The following is a 20,952-nucleotide window of genomic DNA, read 5'->3' on the forward strand; positions in this document are numbered from 1 at the left end:
AGATTAAATATTTGGTAGAGATATGGATCTATGAAATATTTTAAATGAATTTAGGTATCAGGGGGAAGATAATTTTGAAAAAATTCATAATCATATGGACGATTATAATCATATCAGCTTTTTTAAGCTATAAATCTTTTTTTCTAATTAGAAATAATGTATCCGTATACTCTGAGGACGGCATATCATATATTGCTAAGGTGGATCACCATTCTTTTTATGTGTATCAATATGGGAAGTGGAGCAAGAACTTCGTTAAAGGCGTTAATTTAGGGGCTGCAAAGCCTGGGAGCTTTCCGGGAGAATTGGCTATTACAAAAGAGGAATATTTAAGATGGTTCAAACAAATTGCAGATATGAATGGGGAGACGATCAGGGTCTATACCATACTGAATCCTGAATTTTATGAAGCATTATATGAGTACAACAAAAGTGCTTTAAAACCACTATATGTTTTTCAGGGAGTTTGGATCAATGAAGTGGATATAGAAGAGCTTCAGGATGCACATAATCCGGTGATAAAAGAAGAATTTAAGAAAGATATAAAGACTGTAATAGATATCATCCATGGGAATGCTACCGTTGAGCCTAGAAAAGGTCATGCCAGTGGAACCTATACAAAGGATGTATCCTCCTATGTAATGGGGTGGATTTTAGGAATCGAGTGGGATCCGGTCTTTGTAGTAAATACCAATGAGATGAACTGGGAGATAACGAGCTTTGAAGGAGAATATCTGTATACTGAAAATGCTTCACCATTTGAAACATTCCTAGCTGAAGTAGGGGACTATGCCATAGGGTATGAAACGATGCGCTATGAGATGCAGAGACCTTTAAGCTATGTAAATTGGGTGACAACGGATACGCTGAAACATCCAAATGAGCCTCTTGAGACAGAGGATATGGTGGCAGTGAACACAGAGACTATAAAGAAAAAACCGTCCTTTAAGCCTGGAATTTTTGCATCTTATCATATATATCCTTATTATCCGGACTCTATGAATTATCAGAAAGAATATGCAGCCTATAAGGATGAAAGTGGAAAGGTAAACACTTATAGAGCTTATTTAAAGGACTTAAAAAAAGAGCATACAGTACCCATATTAGTAGCAGAATTTGGAATACCTGCCACAAGAGGAATCGCACACAAGAGCATTCATATGGGATATAACCAAGGCTATGTAGATGAGAAGAGTCAGGGGGAAATGAATGCTTCCATGCTACTGGATATCTACGATGAAGGCTATGCAGGAGGACTGATCTTTTCGTGGCAGGACGAATGGTTTAAAAGAACCTGGAATACACAGGATTTAGATATACCAGATCACAGACCTTACTGGTCCAATGCACAAACCAATGAGCAGGGGTTTGGTCTACTATCCTTTGATCCAGGAAATATTAAAAGTATTTCCTATGTGGATGGGGAAGTCGATGAATGGAAAAAAGACATTCCATTGGTAAGTACGAAGGGTATGAAATTATATGTGAAAAGTGATGAAAAATATCTGTATATTATGGGTGAAATTAAAAATTTTGATTTTGAAAAACAGAAACTCCTAATACCAATTGATATAACGCCAAACTCTGGAAATCTTAAATATAATACCTATAATCTTGAACTGAACAGGCCTACGGATATGGTTATTGTATTGGATAAGGCCATGGAACCAAGAATCGTAGTGGATTCCTACTATGATGTCTTTTACTTTGCATATGGTAAAAGCTTGGGAATGATTGATCGACATCCTGAATATGAGCAGAGTAACAGTGGCAATTTCAACCCCATATATTTATGTTTAAATAGACCACTCTATTTGCCACAGGATCAAAAACACCTCCCTTTTGAAAAACATGAAACAGGGATATTGCTTGAAGGCAATGGAAATCCAAATCATAAGAATTTCAATTCCCTTACAGATTATGCGATAAATGGCGAGAATATAGAGATTAGAATACCTTGGCAGCTTTTGAATGTTATGGACCCATCTCATAAAATGATTATGGATGATTTTTATGATCAGAAAGAAATAACCCCATTTAAGATCCAGGGGATGTATATTGGTGGAATTTTGATAGAGGATAAAACTGTCATTGTAAACAGCGTCATGGAATATTATACTTGGGATGAGTGGGAAACTCCCACGTATCATGAGCGATTGAAACCTTCCTACTATATTTTGCAAAAGACCTTTCAATCCATTGAAAAGGAATAGAAAAAATCTATAAAATAGTTTTAACTTCAAAAAGGGTAGATCTTTTTGAGAAAGGGGTTATATGGAGCAATATATTTATATTTCGATCATATTTTTTTCTTTGATTATATTTCAATTATATATTTATATTACCTATGAGAAGCTTTCGAATGCGTATAGAAGTAATAAAATCAAAAAATATTCTCAAAGAATAGAGTCGTATATTAACAATATTATAGATGAAATCAATGCAGGCCACGAAACGACCACAGCCATACTGGATGATCTTAAATATGCATGCATGAACAAAATGAAAAGAGAAGTAGTAGAAGAACATATTTTAAACCGTATGGAAAATCTTAAGGGTGTGGATTTATCTAAGCATACGGAGCTATGCGATTATATTGGTGTTGTTCAATATGAAATTAATAATTTGGAAAATAAGAACTACTTTAAAAAGGCTTTAGCTGCTAAGCGATTAGGTGAATTTAGAAGTAAAGATGCAGTTCCGGCATTATTAGCTCAAATCCATGTAAGAAATAACGATGTCATATATAACATCCTTCTAGCTTTAGCTAAAATAGGAGATGAAGAAGCTTTTGTCAATGCTTTTGCAAGTATGGATTCATCCATCAGCTTGAGTGAGAGAAGTCTAATTGAGATCGTAGATAGCTTTGAAGGAAATAAATACAATATTTATAAGCATATGATAAACTCCAGTAATCGCTTTATTGCAGGTGTCTTTATTAAGTCCGCGGGAAACGCTAGGATGATATCCTTGAGCAAAGCTATATCGAAATATTTATCTAGTGAAAACAAGGAGTTGAGAATTGCTGCTGTAAAAGCTATAGGAAATATGGGGGCTGAAGAATACGTGAATGATTTAATAAAACTCTTAAAGGACCATGAATGGGAGGTAAGGGCATTGTCCGCAAAAGCACTGAATAATTTTACAGATAATGAAATATTGCTACCTCTTAGGGATGCCCTCTCCGATGCTCAATGGCATGTAAGGTTTAATGCAGCTACCACCATATTGAATCATGAAGACGGGATGAGTATTGTAGATTCTGTATTGGATGGCAATGATACATTTGCTAAGGATATCATTATGTTTGCGATAGAGAACTCTGGGGATCGTAAAACCAGCTTTCTAAAAAGTCACAATGTGTAGAACGGAAAAAACCTGCAAAGAAAGTAGACGGAGGAATAAGAAGGAGGTGTCCAATGGTTATAGAATTTATGAAACAAATCGTTATAAGCTTTAATCATATGGTACTATATTACGTATTAGCTATTAATTCTATATATTTTATGCAGTTAATTGTGTCTGCCTTTAGTTTATATGACTACATCCGAAAAATGTATTATTCTGATTTTAAAAAATATACTGCTTCCTCTAATATGATTCCAATTTCAGTGCTGGTACCTGCATATGACGAGGAAGAGACCATAGTGGATAATATAAAGTCCCTCTTATCTTTAAACTATCCAGCTTTTGAAGTTATTGTTATTAATGATGGTTCCAACGATGATACACTTCGAAAAATAGTAGAGGCATATGATTTAAAAGAAATAAATCAGCCCGTAAGACATTTACTAAAAACCAAAAAGATTAAGGGGATATATGCCAATCTGGATATTCCAAACCTAGTCTTAGTAGATAAGGAAAATGGGGGGAAGGCAGATGCGTTGAATGTTGGGATCAATGTATCAAAGTATCCCGTTTTTACATCGATTGATGCAGATTCAATACTTGAAAGCGACTCCTTAGTCAGAGTAATTATGCCATTTATTGAGGATAATTTAACCGTAGCTGTAGGAGGAATTGTTCGAATTATAAATGGTAGCGAGATTAAGAATGGAAAAGTAGAGGCCATAGGGCTGCCTAAAAGCAAACTGGCAATGTTCCAAATTGTAGAGTATTTAAGAGCCTTTCTTACAGGAAGGTTGGCTTGGAGCAAGCTGAGATGTCTTCTTATTGTTTCGGGGGCCTTCGGAGCCTTTAAGAAAGATGTTGTAGTGCAAGCTGGAGGATACACTCCAGATACCATTGGTGAAGATATGGAACTCGTAGTTAAGATTCATAAGATGATGAGAAAAAACAAGGTAAAATATAAAGTTAACTTTATTCCTGATCCTGTTTGCTGGACACAGGCTCCTGAAAATATTAAAGATTTACGGGGACAAAGAAGAAGATGGCAGATCGGTTTAATGGATAGTTTATTTAGGCATAAGGATTTGCTACTAAATCCTCGTTATGGTGTTGTAGGTATGTATGGTGTCCCCTATTTTTGGATTTTTGAAATGTTAGGTCCAATCATTGAAACCCTCGGCTATATTATTATTCCTCTGTCCTATATTTTTGGATTATTAAATACCAGATACTTTGTATTGTTTTTAATAACATCCATACTTTACGGTATTATACTGTCTTTAGGTGCAATTTTACTAGAAGAATATACGTTTAGCAAATATCCATCGATGAAACAACTATTAAGGTTGTCTTTGTACGGAATTTTAGAGAACTTTGGATATAGGCAGATGACAACTCTTTTTAGGATCGACGCCATCATAAGGTTTAAAAAGTTTAGGGGAGATTGGGGAAAGATTAAAAGAGAAGGTTTTAGTAATCATAAAGAAGAAAAAGTTTCAATGATACAGAAAAACTTATAGCAAAAGCAAACTCCTTGGGATATGAAATGTGTCTATATTCAAAGGTACCATATCGATAAGATAAGAGATACAGTGAGAAATGATTTATTAGGAGAGGTTCCAATGATCTATTTAAATGTGTTCAAATTTCCAGATGAAAGTATGGAATTCAACTTTTTTATGGGGATACAGAGAACGTGTTATGATTCTTTTTATCCATTTAAGGTACTATCCAAACGAAACTTTGAAAGAATTGACTTTGAGCCCATTACGATTTTATATGGGGGGAATGGTTCTGGAAAATCCACCGCATTGAATGTTATAGCAGAAAAGTTAAAAATTCATCGAGATTCTATTTATAACAAATCAAACTTTTATGGAGATTATGTGAATTTATGCAATGTAGAGCTAAATGAGGATATACCAAAAAGTAGTAAAATTATAACCAGTGATGATGTTTTTGATTATATGCTGAATATACGGAATTTAAATGAAGGAATTGACCAAAAACGAGAAAATCTTTTTGATGAATATTTAGATGCAAAGTACGCCAGTTTTAAGTTCAAATCCATGGCAGACTATGACCAGCTAAAAAAAGTAAATAAGGCTAGAAGTAAAACTCAATCTCGTTTTGTAAGAAGTGAATTGATGGATAATGTACGAGGGTACTCCAATGGCGAAAGTGCATTTATATATTTCACTGAAAAAATCGGTGAAGAAGGGCTATATATATTGGATGAACCTGAAAATAGTCTTTCTCCGGAGCTCCAGATAGAATTAATTCAATTCATTGAGGAATCTGCCCGGTTTTTTAACTGTCAATTTATCATATCTACCCATTCTCCATTTCTGCTTTCCATAAAAGGTGCAAAAATATATGATCTGGATGAAAATCCAGTGGATGTAAAACCTTGGACCGAATTAAAAAACGTTCGGATCTATTATGATTTTTTCAAGAAATATGAAAATAAATTTTAAGCCATGTGCAGTATATTGGAGGTGTTTAGATGGTTAATTCCTTATTTATCAATGCATCAATTCTAATATCTGTTCTATACTTGACAAGTCAGATATTTAAAGAACAAAAAATCACTTCTCAATCAGATTTAAAAACCAAAATATCTGTAGGCATATTATTTGGTTTAACTGGGTGTTTATTGATGTTCAATGGATTTAGTTTACCCAGCAATATGATTATGGATTTTAGGGTAATTGCGTTGATTATCTCTTTAATCTATTGCGGCTCTATATCTTCTATCATAACCGTGATGATTCTCATCGTATTCAGGCTGAGTTATTTCGGTGGACATACAGCTTCCTTGTTAGCCGCAGCGAATTTAACCACATTATGGATCATTTTAAATATGATATTGAAAACCAAATTGGATTTTGCTAAAAAATATATAGTAATGATAGTCGTCAATATATGCACTTCTTTTATAGCAACCTGGATATTGATTAGGGACGTGAATATGGTATTCAATGTTGTAGCCAGATATGCCCTTGCTACAGCCATCGTATCGACTGTGGTTTATTTTGTGCTGTCCTATATCTATCGAACCAACGAACTCTATTTAAGGCTGAAAGAAGAAGCTACAAGAGATTTTTTAACTGGACTTTATAATGTAAGAGAATTTGAAAAAGTAACAAATGAGCTTTTTGCTACGATTGTTCAGAGGAAAGAAAACTTATCCTTATTGATGATCGATATCGATTTTTTTAAGAAGGTCAATGATACCTTTGGCCATTCCTCTGGAGATTTGGTACTAAAGCAGCTAAGTACCATTATTACCTCTTCCTGCAGATCCTTTGATATTGTCTCTAGACAAGGAGGAGAGGAGTTCACTGTCATTTTATTGGGATGTGACCATAAAACTGCACTTGAAATTGCGGAAAGAATCAGAAAAAATGTAGAGGATCATCTGTTCATCATCGATAAGAACGAAGAAATTAAAATTACGGTTTCCATCGGTGTCAGCTCCTATCCAGAGGTGACGAATGATCCGCACCATCTTCTTCATGAAGCAGACGATGCGCTGTATTTTGCAAAGCGAAATGGTAGAAACCTAGTGAAATAGGGATACAGCACAGCAGACCAGCATAGGGTAGCAAAGCTCAGCATGGTGTTCTACTACAGTAAATAGATATACAATAAAAAGTCCCCTATCTGATAGATCAAATAGGGGACTTCATTTTGGGTACTTGAAACCTTTAACATAGTTAAAGATGGCGTACGACATAAAGTTTGTCAGTGTAAACGAACAAATTTTATCTTAATTCCATTAATATTTAATGAATTTTGTTCCAGGAACACCGCAGATATTACATTTTTCTGGTACGAATTTTTCGATGTTTCCACAGATTGGACATAGGTAGTAGAATACTTCCTCTTCGCTATCAAGGTTTTCTAAAGCTTCTTTATACAGCTGTGCATGAACCTTTTCAGCTTCCATAGCAAAAGTAAATACGCGAACTGCTTCTTTATTTCCTTCTTCTTTCGCAGTTTCTATAAATCCAGGGTACATACTTTCGAATTCATAAGTCTCACCTGCTACAGCGTCTGCAAGGTTCGCTTCAGTAGTTCCAATTTTTCCTGCGACTTCAAACTCTTTAAGAGCGTGTAAAGTTTCAGCATCGGATGCTGCTTTAAATAATTTTGCTGCATTTAATTTACCATCTTTTTCAGCCTTTTGTGCATAAGCTAAGTACTTTCTGTTTGCTTGGGACTCCCCAGCAAAAGCCGCCATTAAGTTTTCTAGAGTTTTATTGTTTTCCATTTTAAATCTCCTCCATTTATAAATATTTATTGAAAAGACAAAGTTGTCTTTATAAACTAATGCTGTTCCGAGATGCAATTTGGGCAAATCCCTTTGAAATATACATCTTTATTTTTGATTTTAAAATTCCCTAAGTCTTGGGTGGAAAAAGAATTAAAGTCGATGCTGAAATCAAATATAGTGCCACAGGATTCACATTTGAAATGACCGTGTTCATCGGTCACACTGTCATATCGAACCTCTGTATCCTCTATGGTTACAGATTTTATTAAACCAGCATTGATCAAAGTATTCAATGTATTGTAGATTGTTGTCTTTGATAATGTTGGAATATCTTTGTGAAGATCATGGTATATTTGATCTACTGTAGGATGAGTCTTATGAGTACTCATGTACTCTAAAACCTTTAATCGTTGATGAGAAAGACGAATATTCTTCTTTTTCAATTCCTCCGATAACTTTTCAAAAGTTTCATTCATATAACTCACATCCTTTAAATAGTAGGACTGTAATCAGAAAACAAAATTGACTTCTAAGTTGTAATGATTACAAACTTATTATAATTTTAAAAACGGACGATGTCAAGTAATATTTTCATAAAAATTTTTTGTACCATTTTTGATATCAATGAATGGTCCAATGTACCGATAATTATTATAAGAGAGATAAATCGAGGGGGGATCGTATGCGAATTCATAGGAATATAGACGTATCTAAATTTTTAAGTTCTATGAAGAAGTCCAAGGATATTTTTCAGATAAGATCGAAGGAGGTGGAGGAACAAAGGCGAATTCTAGAAATGAGTAAACAACAGCTAGAAAATATGGCTTTAGGAAATAAACTAGAACGGATTGCGAGAAAGATTTCACGAGGGGATCGTGTGAACAATGAAGAACGAGCCTTATTAGGGAAGCATAATCCTGAAAAACTCAGAAAAGCCGACATGGCAAGTAAAAGAAGAAAAGAGTTGGAGAGCCGATTAAAATCTGCTAAAAATGAGAAGGAAGCCAGAGATATTATTATGGAGGCCAGCGTAGAAGTGGGTCAAGTTTTATCCAACAAAGATAATGAGTATGGAGAACTACTATCCGATGCTTACGATAAAGCGATCCATGAGTACCACAGTGGCATTTCAAAAGAGAGCGGCAAGTCCAATATGGAGGCGATTATAGAGCATCGTAATACCAAAAGAAAGCTGGATATAAAAATTTAACTTAATTTTGATATTGAAACCCACCGAGGTGGGTTTCTTTTTTTGAATATGGTATAATATTTCTATTGACGAATTACTTTTTAGAATATTGAAACGATATCGTCTAAGAAAATAAGAAAGAGGGATGGACATGGGGATGGCCACATTCGATGATTTTTTAAAACTGGATATTCGAGTTGGCGAAATCATACAGGCTGAAGTTTTTGAAAAAGCTAAAAAACCCGCGTATAAGGTATGGGTTGATTTTGGTGAAGAAATTGGGATAAAGAAATCCAGCGCACAGATTACTGAATGCTACAGTGCTGAAGAACTCATAGGAAAACAAGTACTGGGAGTTGTAAATTTTCCACCGAGACAAATTGCGGACTTTATGTCCGAGGTGCTGGTTTTAGGAATATACGCAGAACAAGGAGTTGTGCTGATAGAACCAGGAAAAACAGTGAAAAAAGGAGATAAATTGGGTTAGTATATTAAAAATAAATCTTAAAGGAGTGTTTTCTATGGAATTTAATTATCTGATGCCGACAAAAATATATTTTGGTAGAGCGGCGATAAAAAAGAATAAAGAGGCTTTATCTGGCATTGGAAAGAAAGCTTTAATTGTCACTGGAAAGAGCTCATCTAAAAGAAATGGTTCCTTAAAAGATGTGGAAGAAGCACTAACCGACTTAAATATTTCATATACAATCTTCGATGATGTAGAAGAAAATCCATCCTTGGAAACCATAGAGAAGGCAGCTGATCTTGGCAAAGTACAACAAGTAGATTTTGTAATCGGCATAGGTGGCGGGTCTCCTTTAGATGCAGCGAAGGCCGTTGCAGTATTCATAAAAAATCCAGAAATCAAGGGAGAAGCAGTATTCCGTAGTGGAAAGCTGGACAATATTCCTGTGGTAGCGGTTCCTACAACCTCTGGAACGGGGTCAGAGGTGACACAATACAGTATCGTTACAGTACATAGCGAAGAGACTAAAAGAAATCTCGGACAAATTGTATTTCCGAAGATTGCTTTCTTGGACAGTAGCTACACAGATCACACGCCGTACCCTATTACGGTGAACACTGCTATAGACGCATTTACCCATCTCGTTGAGAGCTACCTTAGCCGAAATGCAACAACCATGTCCGATTTATATGCAGAAAAAGGCTTCGAATTATTTAAAATTTGCTTTGATCGTCTAGCAAAGAAAGAATTGACAGAAGAACTTCGAGAAGATTTGATGATGGCATCCATGTTAGGGGGCATCGCCATTGCGCAAAGTGGAACGGCATTGCCACACGGTATGGGATATTCTCTTACTTATTATCATAATGTTCCCCATGGCTTAGCCAATGGAGTCCTTACCGTAGAATATTTAAGGATTTTTAAAGACCGCAGCAAAATTGTGAGAATGCTCAGCCTATTAGGTCTTGAAACTATACAGGAGCTTCAAGATATATTTGATGCTCTGTTTACTTTGGATTTAAAGCTTTCTGATGATGAAATATTAAAATATGCGTCTTTATTTGCAGAGAACAAAGATAAACTGAGAAATCATCCTGAGGAAGTTACCATGAAGGAAATTGAAGGCATCTATAGAAATAGCCTACAATAAGAACCATGCTTCTAAAAAATATTAAGAAAATATGATTATTTACTTTTCACTTGACAAGTAAAAGGTATAATGATATTTTTAAAATGATTCGTTTGAACATTAAAAACATTAATACGAATGGTTTAACTTAGAACGATTCAAATGATGTGGAATCTTTATCGGATATGTTGAAGTTTAAATTAAATAGAATGACCATGGGTACAACGATATATTGGATATCGTTGTTTAAAAGGGAAGATCGGTTAAAATCCGACACGGTCCCGCCACTGTAATGGATAGAGCTTTACGGATACCACTGTGCTTTTAAGGCATGGGAAGGTGTAAAGCTTGTAATTCCTTAGTCAGGAGACCTGCCAATGGAAAAAGCGCTGTTGATTGCTCACGAGGATGAGGATGCGTTATTGAGTCAGTAGAATCTTTATGTATTCTTACTTTTTTAATAATGCCCTTTCTTTTTTAAAGAAAGGTTTTTTTTATCTATCCACCAAACTCGGCAAAAATTGCTGAGTTTATTTTTTTGAAAGCGGGAGGTATGTGTGTTGAATGCAATAAAATTTGTAGAAGAACCGTTGTTGCTTTTATTTTGTAGTATATTGATAGGTCAGGTCATAGGGAGGATCAGCTGTAAAGGTTTTAAATTAGGAAGTGCAGGGGCACTATTCTCTGGAATTGCAATCAGCTATTTTGCAACGCAATATTTAATGATGGTGAATGTGGATCATCGTTTATTAAAGAGTGGGCTCATACCGTCAGAGCTATTTCAGCTAAGCTTAACAGGGTTTATTGCAGCGGTAGGATTGTTGGCTTCTCAGAATATTGGAAGTCAAATAAAAGAAAATGGATACAAATTTATGCTATTAGCCCTCGTTACAACAGGAACAGGAGCACTGTCAACATGGTTATTTTTTCATAAAATATCGAGTATTTCTAAAATAAGCATTATAGGAACGTATCCTGGTGCGCTCACAAGTTCTCCTACTTTAGCTACAGCAATAGAGCTGGCTACTGCATTAGGAAACTCATCGGAGGTTTTGGTGGGATTGGGATACACAATTTCATATATTCCAGCAGTGATCATCATTGTGATCTCGGTTCAGCTATTGAGTAAGTATTATAATGGGAACCATTCTTCCTGTAAACTCAACTCCAAAAAGCAAGAAATAGGGAAAGGTAATTTTAGTGTTATTGGATTTGTAACGATTTGCTTATTAGGAACTGGCATCGGCAAAATTGAAGTGTATCTTGGAGCGTATCTGGGGCTATTTTCCCTAGGAGCAACGGGTGGTGTTTTGCTCAGTGCTTTGGTTTTAGGCAACCTTAAAAAGATAGGGTTTATAAATTTCAGAATGGATGATGGATATCTTGCTGTGGTCAGAGATATTTCTCTAAATATATTTCTCGCAACAGTGGGGCTCAACTATGGCTACAGTGCTTTAAACCTCATTCGGGTTTCTGGCGTTCAGTTGCTAGCCATTGGAGCAACAACCACATTATCGAGCATCTTGGTAGGATACATACTAGGAAAAAAGGTTCTAAAGCTCAGTACCATCAATATCATTGGAGGAATCTGCGGGTCTATGACAAGTACACCGGGGCTATGTGCTGCCATGGAATCCTTAGAGAGTGATGAAGTTGTAGCGGGATACGGTGCTGCCTATCCCTTTGGACTATTTTTAAAAATTTTGTTTATTAACATATTATTTAGACTATAGGAAATGGAGGAATGAAAAATGAATATACATGAATACCAAGCCAAGGAGCTATTGAGAGATTATGGTGTACCAGTTCCAAGGGGGCAGGTTATTTACGATGTTCGTGATGCCCAAAGAGCTGCATGGCATATAGAATCGGATATTGCCGTCGTGAAAGCGCAGATTCATGCAGGGGGAAGAGGAAAGGCTGGGGGCGTAAAAATAGCCAAAAGTATTACAGAGGTTGAACAATTCTCAAGAGAATTGCTAGGGAAAACATTGGTTACCCATCAGACAGGGCAAGAAGGAAGAGTAGTCAAGGCAATTTTGATTGAAGAAGGCTGCGAAATATATAAGGAATATTATATAGCATTTACTTTAGATCGAGAAAACTCAAAGATTGCGCTAATTGCCTCTGAAGAAGGGGGCATGGATATAGAAGAGGTTGCAGCAAATCGTCCAGATAAAATATTGAAGGAGATCATAGACCCATTAATAGGGCTCACTGATTTTCAGGGAAGAAGAGTTTGTTTTAATTTAAATATAGATGGCAGCCTTATCAATGATACGGTGGAATTGATGAAAAATTTGTATCGATGTTTTATAGAGAAAGATTGTTCATTGCTAGAGATCAACCCTTTGGTGATAACAAAGAATAACCGTGTGATGGCATTGGATGCCAAAATTAATTTCGATGGCAATGGGCTCTATAGAAATGAGGATGTATTAAAGCTAAGAGATTTAAATGAAGAAGATGAAAAGGAAATAGAAGCGTCTAAATACAATCTATCCTATATTTCTTTAGACGGCAACATTGGGTGCATGGTAAATGGTGCAGGATTGGCCATGGCCACAATGGATATCATCAAACTATATGGTGGAAACCCTGCCAACTTCTTAGATGTTGGAGGCGGTGCAAGTGAAGAAAAGGTAATGAATGCATTTAAGATCATATTATCCGATCCCAAGGTAAAGGGAATATTCGTTAATATTTTTGGTGGCATAATGAAATGCGACGTGATAGCGAAAGGAATCGTCAATGCAGCAAATGAAGTGAAGTTGAATGTTCCCTTGGTGGTTCGATTGGAAGGTACCAATGTAGAATTGGGAAAGGAGATATTGAATCAATCTAACCTTAATATCGTCACAGCTACGACCATGGCTGATGGGGCAAAAAAAATAGTGAAATTGATAAAATAGAGCAGAGAGTAGGGAGAGTATTATGAGTATATGGATTAATAAAGATACGAGGGTAATAGTGCAGGGAATTACGGGGAAAACAGCCCTATATCACACAAAGCAGATGATCGAATATGGAACTAAAATAGTGGCAGGCGTTACGCCAGGGAAGGAAGGCAGCACCATAGAAAACGTTCCAGTATTTGATACGGTGCAGAAAGCTGTACGTGAAACGGGCGCCAATGTGTCGGTGATATATGTACCAGCTAAATCTGCAGCAGACGCCATATTAGAGGCAGTAGACGCGGAACTAGAGATGGTAATCTGTATTACGGAACATATTCCTATTAAGGACATGATTTTTGTAAAAAAGCATTTGGAAGGGAAAAAAACTAGGCTCATCGGACCAAACTGTCCTGGCATCATTACTCCTGAAGAATGCAAGATTGGTATTATGCCAGGGTATATCCATAAAAAAGGGAGAATTGGTGTGGTTTCCAGATCTGGAACATTAACTTATGAAGCGGTCCATCAGTTAAGTGAAAGAGGGATCGGTCAATCCACAGCCGTAGGAATTGGTGGAGATCCTGTAAATGGAACGGATTTTATAGATGTATTAATGGAATTCAACGAGGATAGCGAAACGGATGCTGTAATTATGATCGGAGAAATCGGTGGAAACGCTGAAGAGAAAGCTGCATTATGGATTAAAGAAAATATGAAAAAACCAGTGGTCGGATTTATCAGCGGAAAAACAGCACCTGCTGGCAAGCGAATGGGACACGCCGGTGCTATCATCTCAGAGGGGAAGGGTACCGCCGATGAAAAAATAAGGGTTATGGAAAGCTGTGGGATACACATGGCTCAAAACCCTACAGATATTGGTGCAACAATGGTAAAGGTATTGAAAGATAATGATTTATGGTGTGCGGCTTATACTATTTAATATGGGTATATTTGAAACTGTATGTTCAGTAATGTTACAGAATAAAACTTTGCGTTGTTTCAAGTATGTTTTTTTAGGTATAATTAACAGTAACAGCATAGCGTATCAGAATAGAAATTATACCTAAGTAGGTGATACCATGGATGTAAAAAAGAAGAGTATTGAATTTGATGAAAAAATTAGCTGTCTACAAAATCAATTTGATAATTTTTCTGACCTAAAAAAAACAATTCATCCTGAATCTGAAGCGTTAAAAATTGCTGGCCTCTATTTTTTAATCGGCGTTTTGTGGATTCTATTATCGGATCGAATACTAGGCATTCTGATTACAGATACGGATATGATCAAAGAATTTCAACTGTATAAGGGCTGGGTATATGTGGGTATCACAGGGCTGATATTCTATCGGATCATCAAGAGAAGAATTTCTCTTTATAGTGAAGCAATCCATAGGGCCTTTAAAAGTTATGAGGAACTTAACGCCCTTCATGAAGAATTGATCGCAACGGATGAAGAAATGCTTCAACAGTATGATGAAATCGGAAAGCATCGGGATGCATTGATGGTCAGCAATCAGCGATATAGCTTAGTCGTCGAGGGGGCCAATGATGGGCTTTGGGATTGGGATCTTATAAATGAGACGTATTTTTTCTCCTTAAAACATAAGGGTGTATTTGGGTATGCTCCCGAAGAATTGGAAAACACTTTTGAGGCATGGAAAAGTCTGTTTCATCCAGAGGATTTAAAAGAAGCCTTGGAAAAAGTGGCGGCTTATCTTGAAAACCCCAAAGAGGGAATTTACGAAAATATTTATAGAATCCGATGTAAAAATGGGGAATATCGGTGGATTCTCAGTAGAGGAAAAGCGGTATGGGAGGATGGCAAAGCCATACGGATTGCTGGGTCCCATACGGATATAACAGAACAGCAGAATCTACAGAACAAGCTCCATACCATGGCATATTACGATACCCTAACGGGACTTTATAATAAAGAGATGCTAAAGGAAGAAATGGAGAAACTCCTTAGAGAAGCAGAGACCGAGAAAAAAAAGATGGCTTTAATCTACTTGGATATCGATAACTTCAAGCATATCAATGATATTCTTGGTCATGAAATTGGCGATAAAATGATCACCTACATAGCGAATATCTTATCCCATCAAGTGAAAGCACCGAATCTTGTAGCGAGACTGGGTGGCGATGAATTTGCCGTTGTACTAGGGGAAATAAAGACCATAGAAGATGTACTTCAAGAAATAGAGAAATTTTCCAGCTATTTGCGCAGGCCATGGAATTTAAATAAACAAGAATTTTTTATATCCACCAGTATCGGCGTTGCCTTATATCCTGACCACGGCAAAACATTAGCTACACTGATGCAAAACGCAGATACAGCAATGTTCCATATTAAAGAGAATGGTAGGGATGGCGTAGGTATTTACGCACCTTATATGACAGAAAAAACCTTGGACTATATCCAAATGAGCAGCCAACTGAGATATGGCATTCATAATGAAGAATTTACAGTATATTATCAGCCTCAAATTGATTTAAAGACCAATGAAGTGATCGGTACAGAAGCGCTGATTCGTTGGTTACACCCAAAGAAAGGCTTTATACCACCCAATGATTTTATCCCATTCGCTGAGACCACAGGCTATATTACTGAAATTGAAAAATGGGTGTTTAAGACAGTGGTGGAACAAAAGGTCAAATGGCAGAAAGAGGGATACGATAACTTTAAAGTATCCGTAAACTTGTCCAGTAAGATGCTAACCCATCCACAGCTTTTAGCCTATATTAAAAAAATTCTAGACGAGTACAATATCAGTGGCGATTATATTGAAATGGAAGTAACAGAAACAGCCATCATCGATAATTTAGAAAAGGCAACCGATGTGTTAAAGCAATTAAAGGAACTGAATATCACCATTGCATTGGACGATTTCGGTACAGGGTATTCCTCCTTGACATATCTTCAAAAACTGCCAATTGATATACTGAAGATCGATCGAGACTTTATTAAAAACATTCAAGATATTAACGATGAAGCTCATATTTTAAAACTAGTGATTGATTTAGCACATAGTCTGGGACTAAAGGTCGTAGCAGAGGGTGTAGAGACGGAAGCACAATTAGATTATCTGAGAAAGAATCATTGTGATATTGTGCAAGGTTATTACTTTAGTAAACCGTTGCCAGAAGCAGATATAAAAACGTTTTTAGAAAATAGAAAAACCTGCCTATAAAAATACTTGATTCAAGCTCTAGGATAGAATTTGAATCAAGTATTTTTCTGTATTGATTTTTTTATCGAATAAGTTTTTTAACCAGATTGAACTTGTTTTTGTATGGTGGAAAAAGAAGGGTCATATCTATTTTAGAAGACTTTTTCACGATGCTTTTTTCGTAAGTAAAGGTATGAAAGCTGCTTTTACCGTGGTATCTGCCAATGCCAGAGGTGCCGACGCCACCGAATGGAAGGTAGTTGGATGCAACGTGTAAAATCGTATCGTTCACACATCCGCCACCGAAGGAAAAACGAGTGATGATATCTTCGCTAAAGGATGCATCTTCAGAAAATACATAGAGCGCCAACGGCTTCGGGTTTGCAGCAATGCACGTCTTAATATCATCCATGGTTCTATAGCTCATGATTGGCAGAATGGGACCAAATAATTCCTCTTTCATAGACATATCCTCTAAGGTGATATCCTTTAATAGAGTCGGTGCAATAAAGCGTTCCGCCCTATGGAGATCTCCGCCAAATATTATTTTTTCTCGATCATGCTCTAGTATGGCAGCCAATCGATTCATATGTTTCTCATTGATAATGCGTCCAAAGTCTTTGCTATGGATCGGATCTTCACCGTAAAATTCTAGGATGGTCTTTCGAAAGACTTCGCAGAGCTCATCGACGATATCTTCATGAGCCATTACGTAATCAGGAGCGATACAGGTTTGGCCAGCATTGATGAGCTTTCCCCATAGAATTCTTTTGGCTGCTATTTTTAAATTTGCAGAGTTATGAACGATTACTGGCGACTTCCCTCCCAGCTCTAGGGTCACAGGGATTAGATGCTTACTTGCTTTCTCCATCACGATTTTCCCTACAGGAACGCTACCGGTAAAGAAAATATAGTCGAAGGGTAGATCCAGTAGAGCACTATTCACCTGATGATCCCCTGTCACGACGGATACATAATTTCTTTCAAATACAGCTTCAATGATTTCAATGATGACCTTCTCAACATTCGGTGTAAACTCCGACGGTTTTAAAACTGCGGTATTCCCCCCTGCAATAGCGCCGATGAGTGGTTCTATTAATAGCTGAAAAGGATAATTATAGGGGCCAATGATTAAAACCACACCGTAATGAGAAGGATAGACTAGGGATTTACCGAAAATTTGGGCGATATCATTTTTGATTTTTTTGGGTCTTACCCATTTCTTTAGATTCTTTTTTGTATGATCGATGCTTTTATACAGGAATCCAATCTCATTTAAAAATGCTTCAAAATTACTTTTTCCTAAGTCTTTTTTTAAGGCTTCCATTATGTTGTTTTCTTGTTTTTTTATAGTTTCTTTTAATAACTGAAGCTTTGCTATGCGCATCGCCACATCGATTGTTTGGACTCGATCTAAATATTGTTTTTGCTCCAATAAAATTGATTCATATAAATTCATAATTCCACCTCATTTTGTATAGGATATTTATATTGTATCTTAATTACTGATTTATTTGAATAAAAAAAAGGGTATGATAAGAATACTTCATTTGAAACGAGAGACCTTGTTCTTAAAATGAGAGGATGATAAAATAAGATTAAATTTTTGGTACAGAATGGAAGGAAAGGAGTGATTTCGGTGTTAGGTCTTGCATTAGAAGGTGGTGGCGCAAAAGGAGCATACCATATCGGTGTAGTGAAAGCATTGTTAGAGGAAGGGTATCAATTTGGCGGCATTACTGGAACCTCAATTGGTGCATTAAATGGCGCAGTCATAGCCCAAGGTGATTTTGAAAAGGTCTATGAACTTTGGGAGAACTTAGATTTTTCTCACGTGTTCGATATCGATGATTTGCACTATAAAAAGTTGAAGAAAATGAATATTGATAAAGGGACTCTCGTTGAATTGGCTACGAAAGCAAAAAAGGTCATAGAGCGTGGGGGCTTGGATACCAGTAAAATGCAAAGAATAATAGAAAGTATCATCGATGAAGAAAAGCTTCGGAAATCAGAAGTGGATTTTGGTCTGGTAACGGTGTCTTTTCCAGATCTAAAGCCAGTGGAGATCTATAAGGAAGACATTCCAGAGGGAAAAATTGTAGACTATTTGTTGGCCAGTGCAAATCTACCAGTATTTGAGCCGAAAAAGATAGAGGATAAATACTATATCGATGGTGGGTTCTACGATAATTGTCCCATCAACCTTTTAGCGGAAAAAGGTTACAAGGAGATTATTGCGGTTAGAACCTTAGGCGTTGGCATTGTGAAAAGTATCAAATATCCAGATGTTCAAGTGATAGACATTACGCCCTCTGAAAATCTAGGCGGAATATTAGAATTTGATCGGAATATAATTCAATTGAATTTAAAGATGGGCTACTATGATGCCATGCGGCATATCAAGAAGCTGGCAGGAAGTAGGTATTATTTTTACAAGGAAAATATGAATGAGGATATGATATTTCATAGATTGTTATCGATCCCAGATGAAAGAATATGTTCCCTAGGTAAATTGTTTGGCATCAAAGAGATGCCACCGAAAAGAATGTTATTTGAAAAAATTATGCCCAAGGTCGTACATATGCTGGGATTGGAGGCCACAGCTACCTATGAGGATATTGTTCTTAGTCTTTTAGAGTTCATTGCAGGAGAAGAGGAGATTGATAAATATCAGGTTCGTTATATAGATGATTTTATAAAAACAATTAAAGAATCCTTGATTACTGGAAATAACGGTAAATACGAAGAACAACCTAAAATACCAGGCCTCTATACAAAAAAATATAAACTTTTAAAAGTAGCAAAGGAGATTTGTGACTCTGCATGCTTTGATTAAGTGCTTAAAATTATGAAAAATTACTTAAAACCTATGGTATACATAGGTTTTTTTTATGACCTAACCCAATTTATGCGACCGTAGGAAGCAATAAATTGATGGTAGGTCAAACGCAACGAATGCCAATTTTATCGACCCTAGGGAGAATAAAATTGTGCAATGAGACTGCGAAATTATGGAGGGTAGACAGGTTCTATTTTCCTATCGATAAAAATAAATAAAAGTCTTAAAGATGATTTTTGAACGTGAATAATTTAATTGTAATCTGAATAAATAGGTAGTATAATAGATTTCAAATTAGAAAACTTTGAATTTTCAGATTTGTTCAAAGATTCCTAATCAATACAAAAAGAGGGGGAAATATTTATGACCAAAAGAGTTTTATGTTTGGTAATCGCATTGATTATGGCAATTACTTTAGTAGGATGTCGTAGCACCGATGCTCCAGCAACTACTGGAAACCAAGGAGAGGCGCCGGTGGCACCATCTGAAGATCCAAACTACAAAATAGGAATCATTACAGGTACTGTATCACAAGGGGAAGAAGAGTATCAAGCAGCTCAGAACATGGCTGCAAAATACGGAGACAAAATCGTAACCGCTACATATCCAGATAACTTCTCATCTGAAACAGAAACGACCATAGCGAACGTTGTTTCATTGGCTTCCGACCCCGCTGTAAAAGCCATTGTATTCGTTCAAGCAGTTCCTGGAGCCTCTGCGGCCATTGATAAAGTGAGAGAAACTCGTCCAGATATGTTATTTATCAGTGGTGTAGCTGCAGAAGACCCTGCAACCATCGCTAGTAAATCAGATATTGTAACATTGGTTGACGAAATATCCATGGGCTCTACAATTCCTGCAAAAGCGGCTGAAATGGGTGCAAAAACTTTTATCCACTATTCATTTGCACGTCACTTATCCTATGCAACCATCGCTGCTCGTAGACAGCTGATGATCGAGAAATGTAAAGAGCTTGGATTAGAATTTGTTGACGTTACAGCGCCAGACCCAACTGGTGATGCAGGTGTATCCGGCGCTCAACAATTTATATTAGAAGATGTTCCCCGTCAAATTAAACAATACGGTAAAGATACTGCATTTTTCTCCACAAACTGTGCGATGCAAGAACCGCTAATTCGTTCTATATTAGAGCAAGGTGCAATATTCCCACAACAATGCTGTCCAAGTCCATACCACGGTTATCCAGCAGCCTTGAATATTGACGTTGCTGGTCATGAGGGAGACGTTCAATATATGTTAGACTCCATTGGTGCGAAGCTGAAAGAAGCTGGTCAAGAGAAGAGAATGTCTACTTGGAGCGTTCCTGTCAATATGCTGATGGTTGAAGCCGGCGTTGACTATGCCATCGAAGTAATTGAAGGAAGAACTAATGGCAATTTAGATGAAGCTGTATTAAATAAGATCATGAACAGAATAGCAGGAGGAGAAGGATCTGCAAAATTAACTAAATATGATGAAAATGGTGTGAAGCTTGATAACTATTATATGATACTTTGTGATTTCTATGATTTTAGTGTTCAGTAAAAATTACTGGATATAAGTGTGTGAAATCGCCGGTTTGCACGGTAAACTGGCGATTTCTTATATGGCATCAAACACTTTGGAAAAGATGGG

17 protein-coding genes and 1 riboswitch are annotated in these 20,952 nt (G+C 36.6%); of the genes, 14 read left to right on the forward strand and 3 right to left on the reverse strand.

Annotated elements, in window-relative coordinates; genetic code table 11:
* Nucleotides 1–74 precede the first annotated feature (74 nt).
* The 5 genes from CLOS_RS03205 to CLOS_RS03225 all read left to right on the forward strand — a co-directional run bounded on the left by CLOS_RS03205 (nucleotide 75) and on the right by CLOS_RS03225 (nucleotide 6,925).
* Nucleotides 75–2,213, forward strand: a complete 2,139-nt coding sequence (locus tag CLOS_RS03205; protein WP_012158486.1) for a hypothetical protein — start codon at nucleotides 75–77, stop codon at nucleotides 2,211–2,213.
* A 100-nt stretch (nucleotides 2,214–2,313) separates the two neighbouring features.
* Nucleotides 2,314–3,366 carry a HEAT repeat domain-containing protein gene (locus tag CLOS_RS03210; protein ID WP_198006316.1) on the forward strand — a complete coding sequence of 351 codons (1,053 nt, stop codon included), beginning with the start codon at nucleotides 2,314–2,316 and terminating at the stop codon, nucleotides 3,364–3,366.
* Nucleotides 3,367–3,419: 53 nt separating this feature from the next.
* Entirely contained in the window at nucleotides 3,420–4,868 is a 1,449-nt protein-coding gene (locus CLOS_RS03215) for a glycosyltransferase family 2 protein (RefSeq protein ID WP_012158488.1), read from the forward strand.
* A gap of 102 nt (nucleotides 4,869–4,970) precedes the next feature.
* Entirely contained in the window at nucleotides 4,971–5,825 is an 855-nt protein-coding gene (locus tag CLOS_RS03220) for an AAA family ATPase (protein ID WP_041718946.1), read from the forward strand.
* 29 nt (nucleotides 5,826–5,854) lie between these two features.
* Entirely contained in the window at nucleotides 5,855–6,925 is a 1,071-nt protein-coding gene (locus CLOS_RS03225; protein ID WP_012158490.1) for a diguanylate cyclase, read from the forward strand.
* A 204-nt stretch (nucleotides 6,926–7,129) separates the two neighbouring features.
* Here the strand turns inward: CLOS_RS03225 and CLOS_RS03230 are convergent, their stop codons facing one another.
* Nucleotides 7,130–7,624 (reverse strand): rubrerythrin family protein, encoded by a 495-nt coding sequence (locus CLOS_RS03230; protein ID WP_012158491.1) that lies wholly within the window; start codon nucleotides 7,622–7,624, stop codon nucleotides 7,130–7,132.
* Nucleotides 7,625–7,680: 56 nt separating this feature from the next.
* On the reverse strand, nucleotides 7,681–8,103 hold the full coding sequence (locus CLOS_RS03235; RefSeq protein ID WP_012158492.1) for a Fur family transcriptional regulator: 423 nt from the start codon (nucleotides 8,101–8,103) through the stop codon (nucleotides 7,681–7,683).
* 206 nt (nucleotides 8,104–8,309) lie between these two features.
* Here CLOS_RS03235 and CLOS_RS03240 point away from each other — a divergent pair, with 206 nt between their 5' ends.
* From CLOS_RS03240 to CLOS_RS03270, 7 genes are all read left to right on the forward strand, one after another.
* Nucleotides 8,310–8,837: a hypothetical protein gene (locus tag CLOS_RS03240; protein WP_012158493.1), complete on the forward strand. Its 528-nt coding sequence runs from the start codon at nucleotides 8,310–8,312 to the stop codon at nucleotides 8,835–8,837.
* 124 nt (nucleotides 8,838–8,961) lie between these two features.
* Entirely contained in the window at nucleotides 8,962–9,303 is a 342-nt protein-coding gene (locus CLOS_RS03245) for a tRNA-binding protein (RefSeq protein WP_330360312.1), read from the forward strand.
* Nucleotides 9,304–9,337: 34 nt separating this feature from the next.
* Nucleotides 9,338–10,432 carry an iron-containing alcohol dehydrogenase family protein gene (locus CLOS_RS03250; RefSeq protein ID WP_012158495.1) on the forward strand — a complete coding sequence of 365 codons (1,095 nt, stop codon included), beginning with the start codon at nucleotides 9,338–9,340 and terminating at the stop codon, nucleotides 10,430–10,432.
* Between the two features lie 179 nt (nucleotides 10,433–10,611).
* Nucleotides 10,612–10,804, forward strand: a riboswitch (cobalamin riboswitch).
* A 164-nt stretch (nucleotides 10,805–10,968) separates the two neighbouring features.
* Complete coding sequence (locus CLOS_RS03255; RefSeq protein ID WP_012158496.1) at nucleotides 10,969–12,144, forward strand: aspartate-alanine antiporter-like transporter; 1,176 nt, start codon at nucleotides 10,969–10,971, stop codon at nucleotides 12,142–12,144.
* 18 nt (nucleotides 12,145–12,162) lie between these two features.
* Nucleotides 12,163–13,323, forward strand: a complete 1,161-nt coding sequence (gene sucC, locus CLOS_RS03260; protein ID WP_012158497.1) for an ADP-forming succinate--CoA ligase subunit beta — start codon at nucleotides 12,163–12,165, stop codon at nucleotides 13,321–13,323.
* Nucleotides 13,324–13,345: 22 nt separating this feature from the next.
* Entirely contained in the window at nucleotides 13,346–14,248 is a 903-nt protein-coding gene (gene sucD / locus CLOS_RS03265; RefSeq protein ID WP_012158498.1) for a succinate--CoA ligase subunit alpha, read from the forward strand.
* Nucleotides 14,249–14,387: 139 nt separating this feature from the next.
* On the forward strand, nucleotides 14,388–16,499 hold the full coding sequence (locus CLOS_RS03270) for a putative bifunctional diguanylate cyclase/phosphodiesterase (protein ID WP_012158499.1): 2,112 nt from the start codon (nucleotides 14,388–14,390) through the stop codon (nucleotides 16,497–16,499).
* Between the two features lie 61 nt (nucleotides 16,500–16,560).
* Here CLOS_RS03270 and CLOS_RS03275 read toward each other — a convergent pair whose 3' ends face one another.
* Nucleotides 16,561–17,937 (reverse strand): aldehyde dehydrogenase, encoded by a 1,377-nt coding sequence (locus tag CLOS_RS03275; RefSeq protein WP_012158500.1) that lies wholly within the window; start codon nucleotides 17,935–17,937, stop codon nucleotides 16,561–16,563.
* A gap of 180 nt (nucleotides 17,938–18,117) precedes the next feature.
* Between CLOS_RS03275 and CLOS_RS03280 the strand changes: the two genes are divergently transcribed.
* Both CLOS_RS03280 and CLOS_RS03285 read left to right on the forward strand, forming a co-directional pair.
* Nucleotides 18,118–19,314, forward strand: a complete 1,197-nt coding sequence (locus CLOS_RS03280; protein ID WP_012158501.1) for a patatin-like phospholipase family protein — start codon at nucleotides 18,118–18,120, stop codon at nucleotides 19,312–19,314.
* 366 nt (nucleotides 19,315–19,680) lie between these two features.
* Nucleotides 19,681–20,862 (forward strand): DUF3798 domain-containing protein, encoded by a 1,182-nt coding sequence (locus tag CLOS_RS03285; RefSeq protein ID WP_012158502.1) that lies wholly within the window; start codon nucleotides 19,681–19,683, stop codon nucleotides 20,860–20,862.
* The last annotated feature ends 90 nt before the right edge of the window (nucleotides 20,863–20,952 follow it).

The sequence above is a fragment of the Alkaliphilus oremlandii OhILAs genome, from assembly GCF_000018325.1.
Taxonomy (GTDB): Bacteria; Bacillota; Clostridia; order Peptostreptococcales; family Natronincolaceae; genus Alkaliphilus_B; species Alkaliphilus_B oremlandii.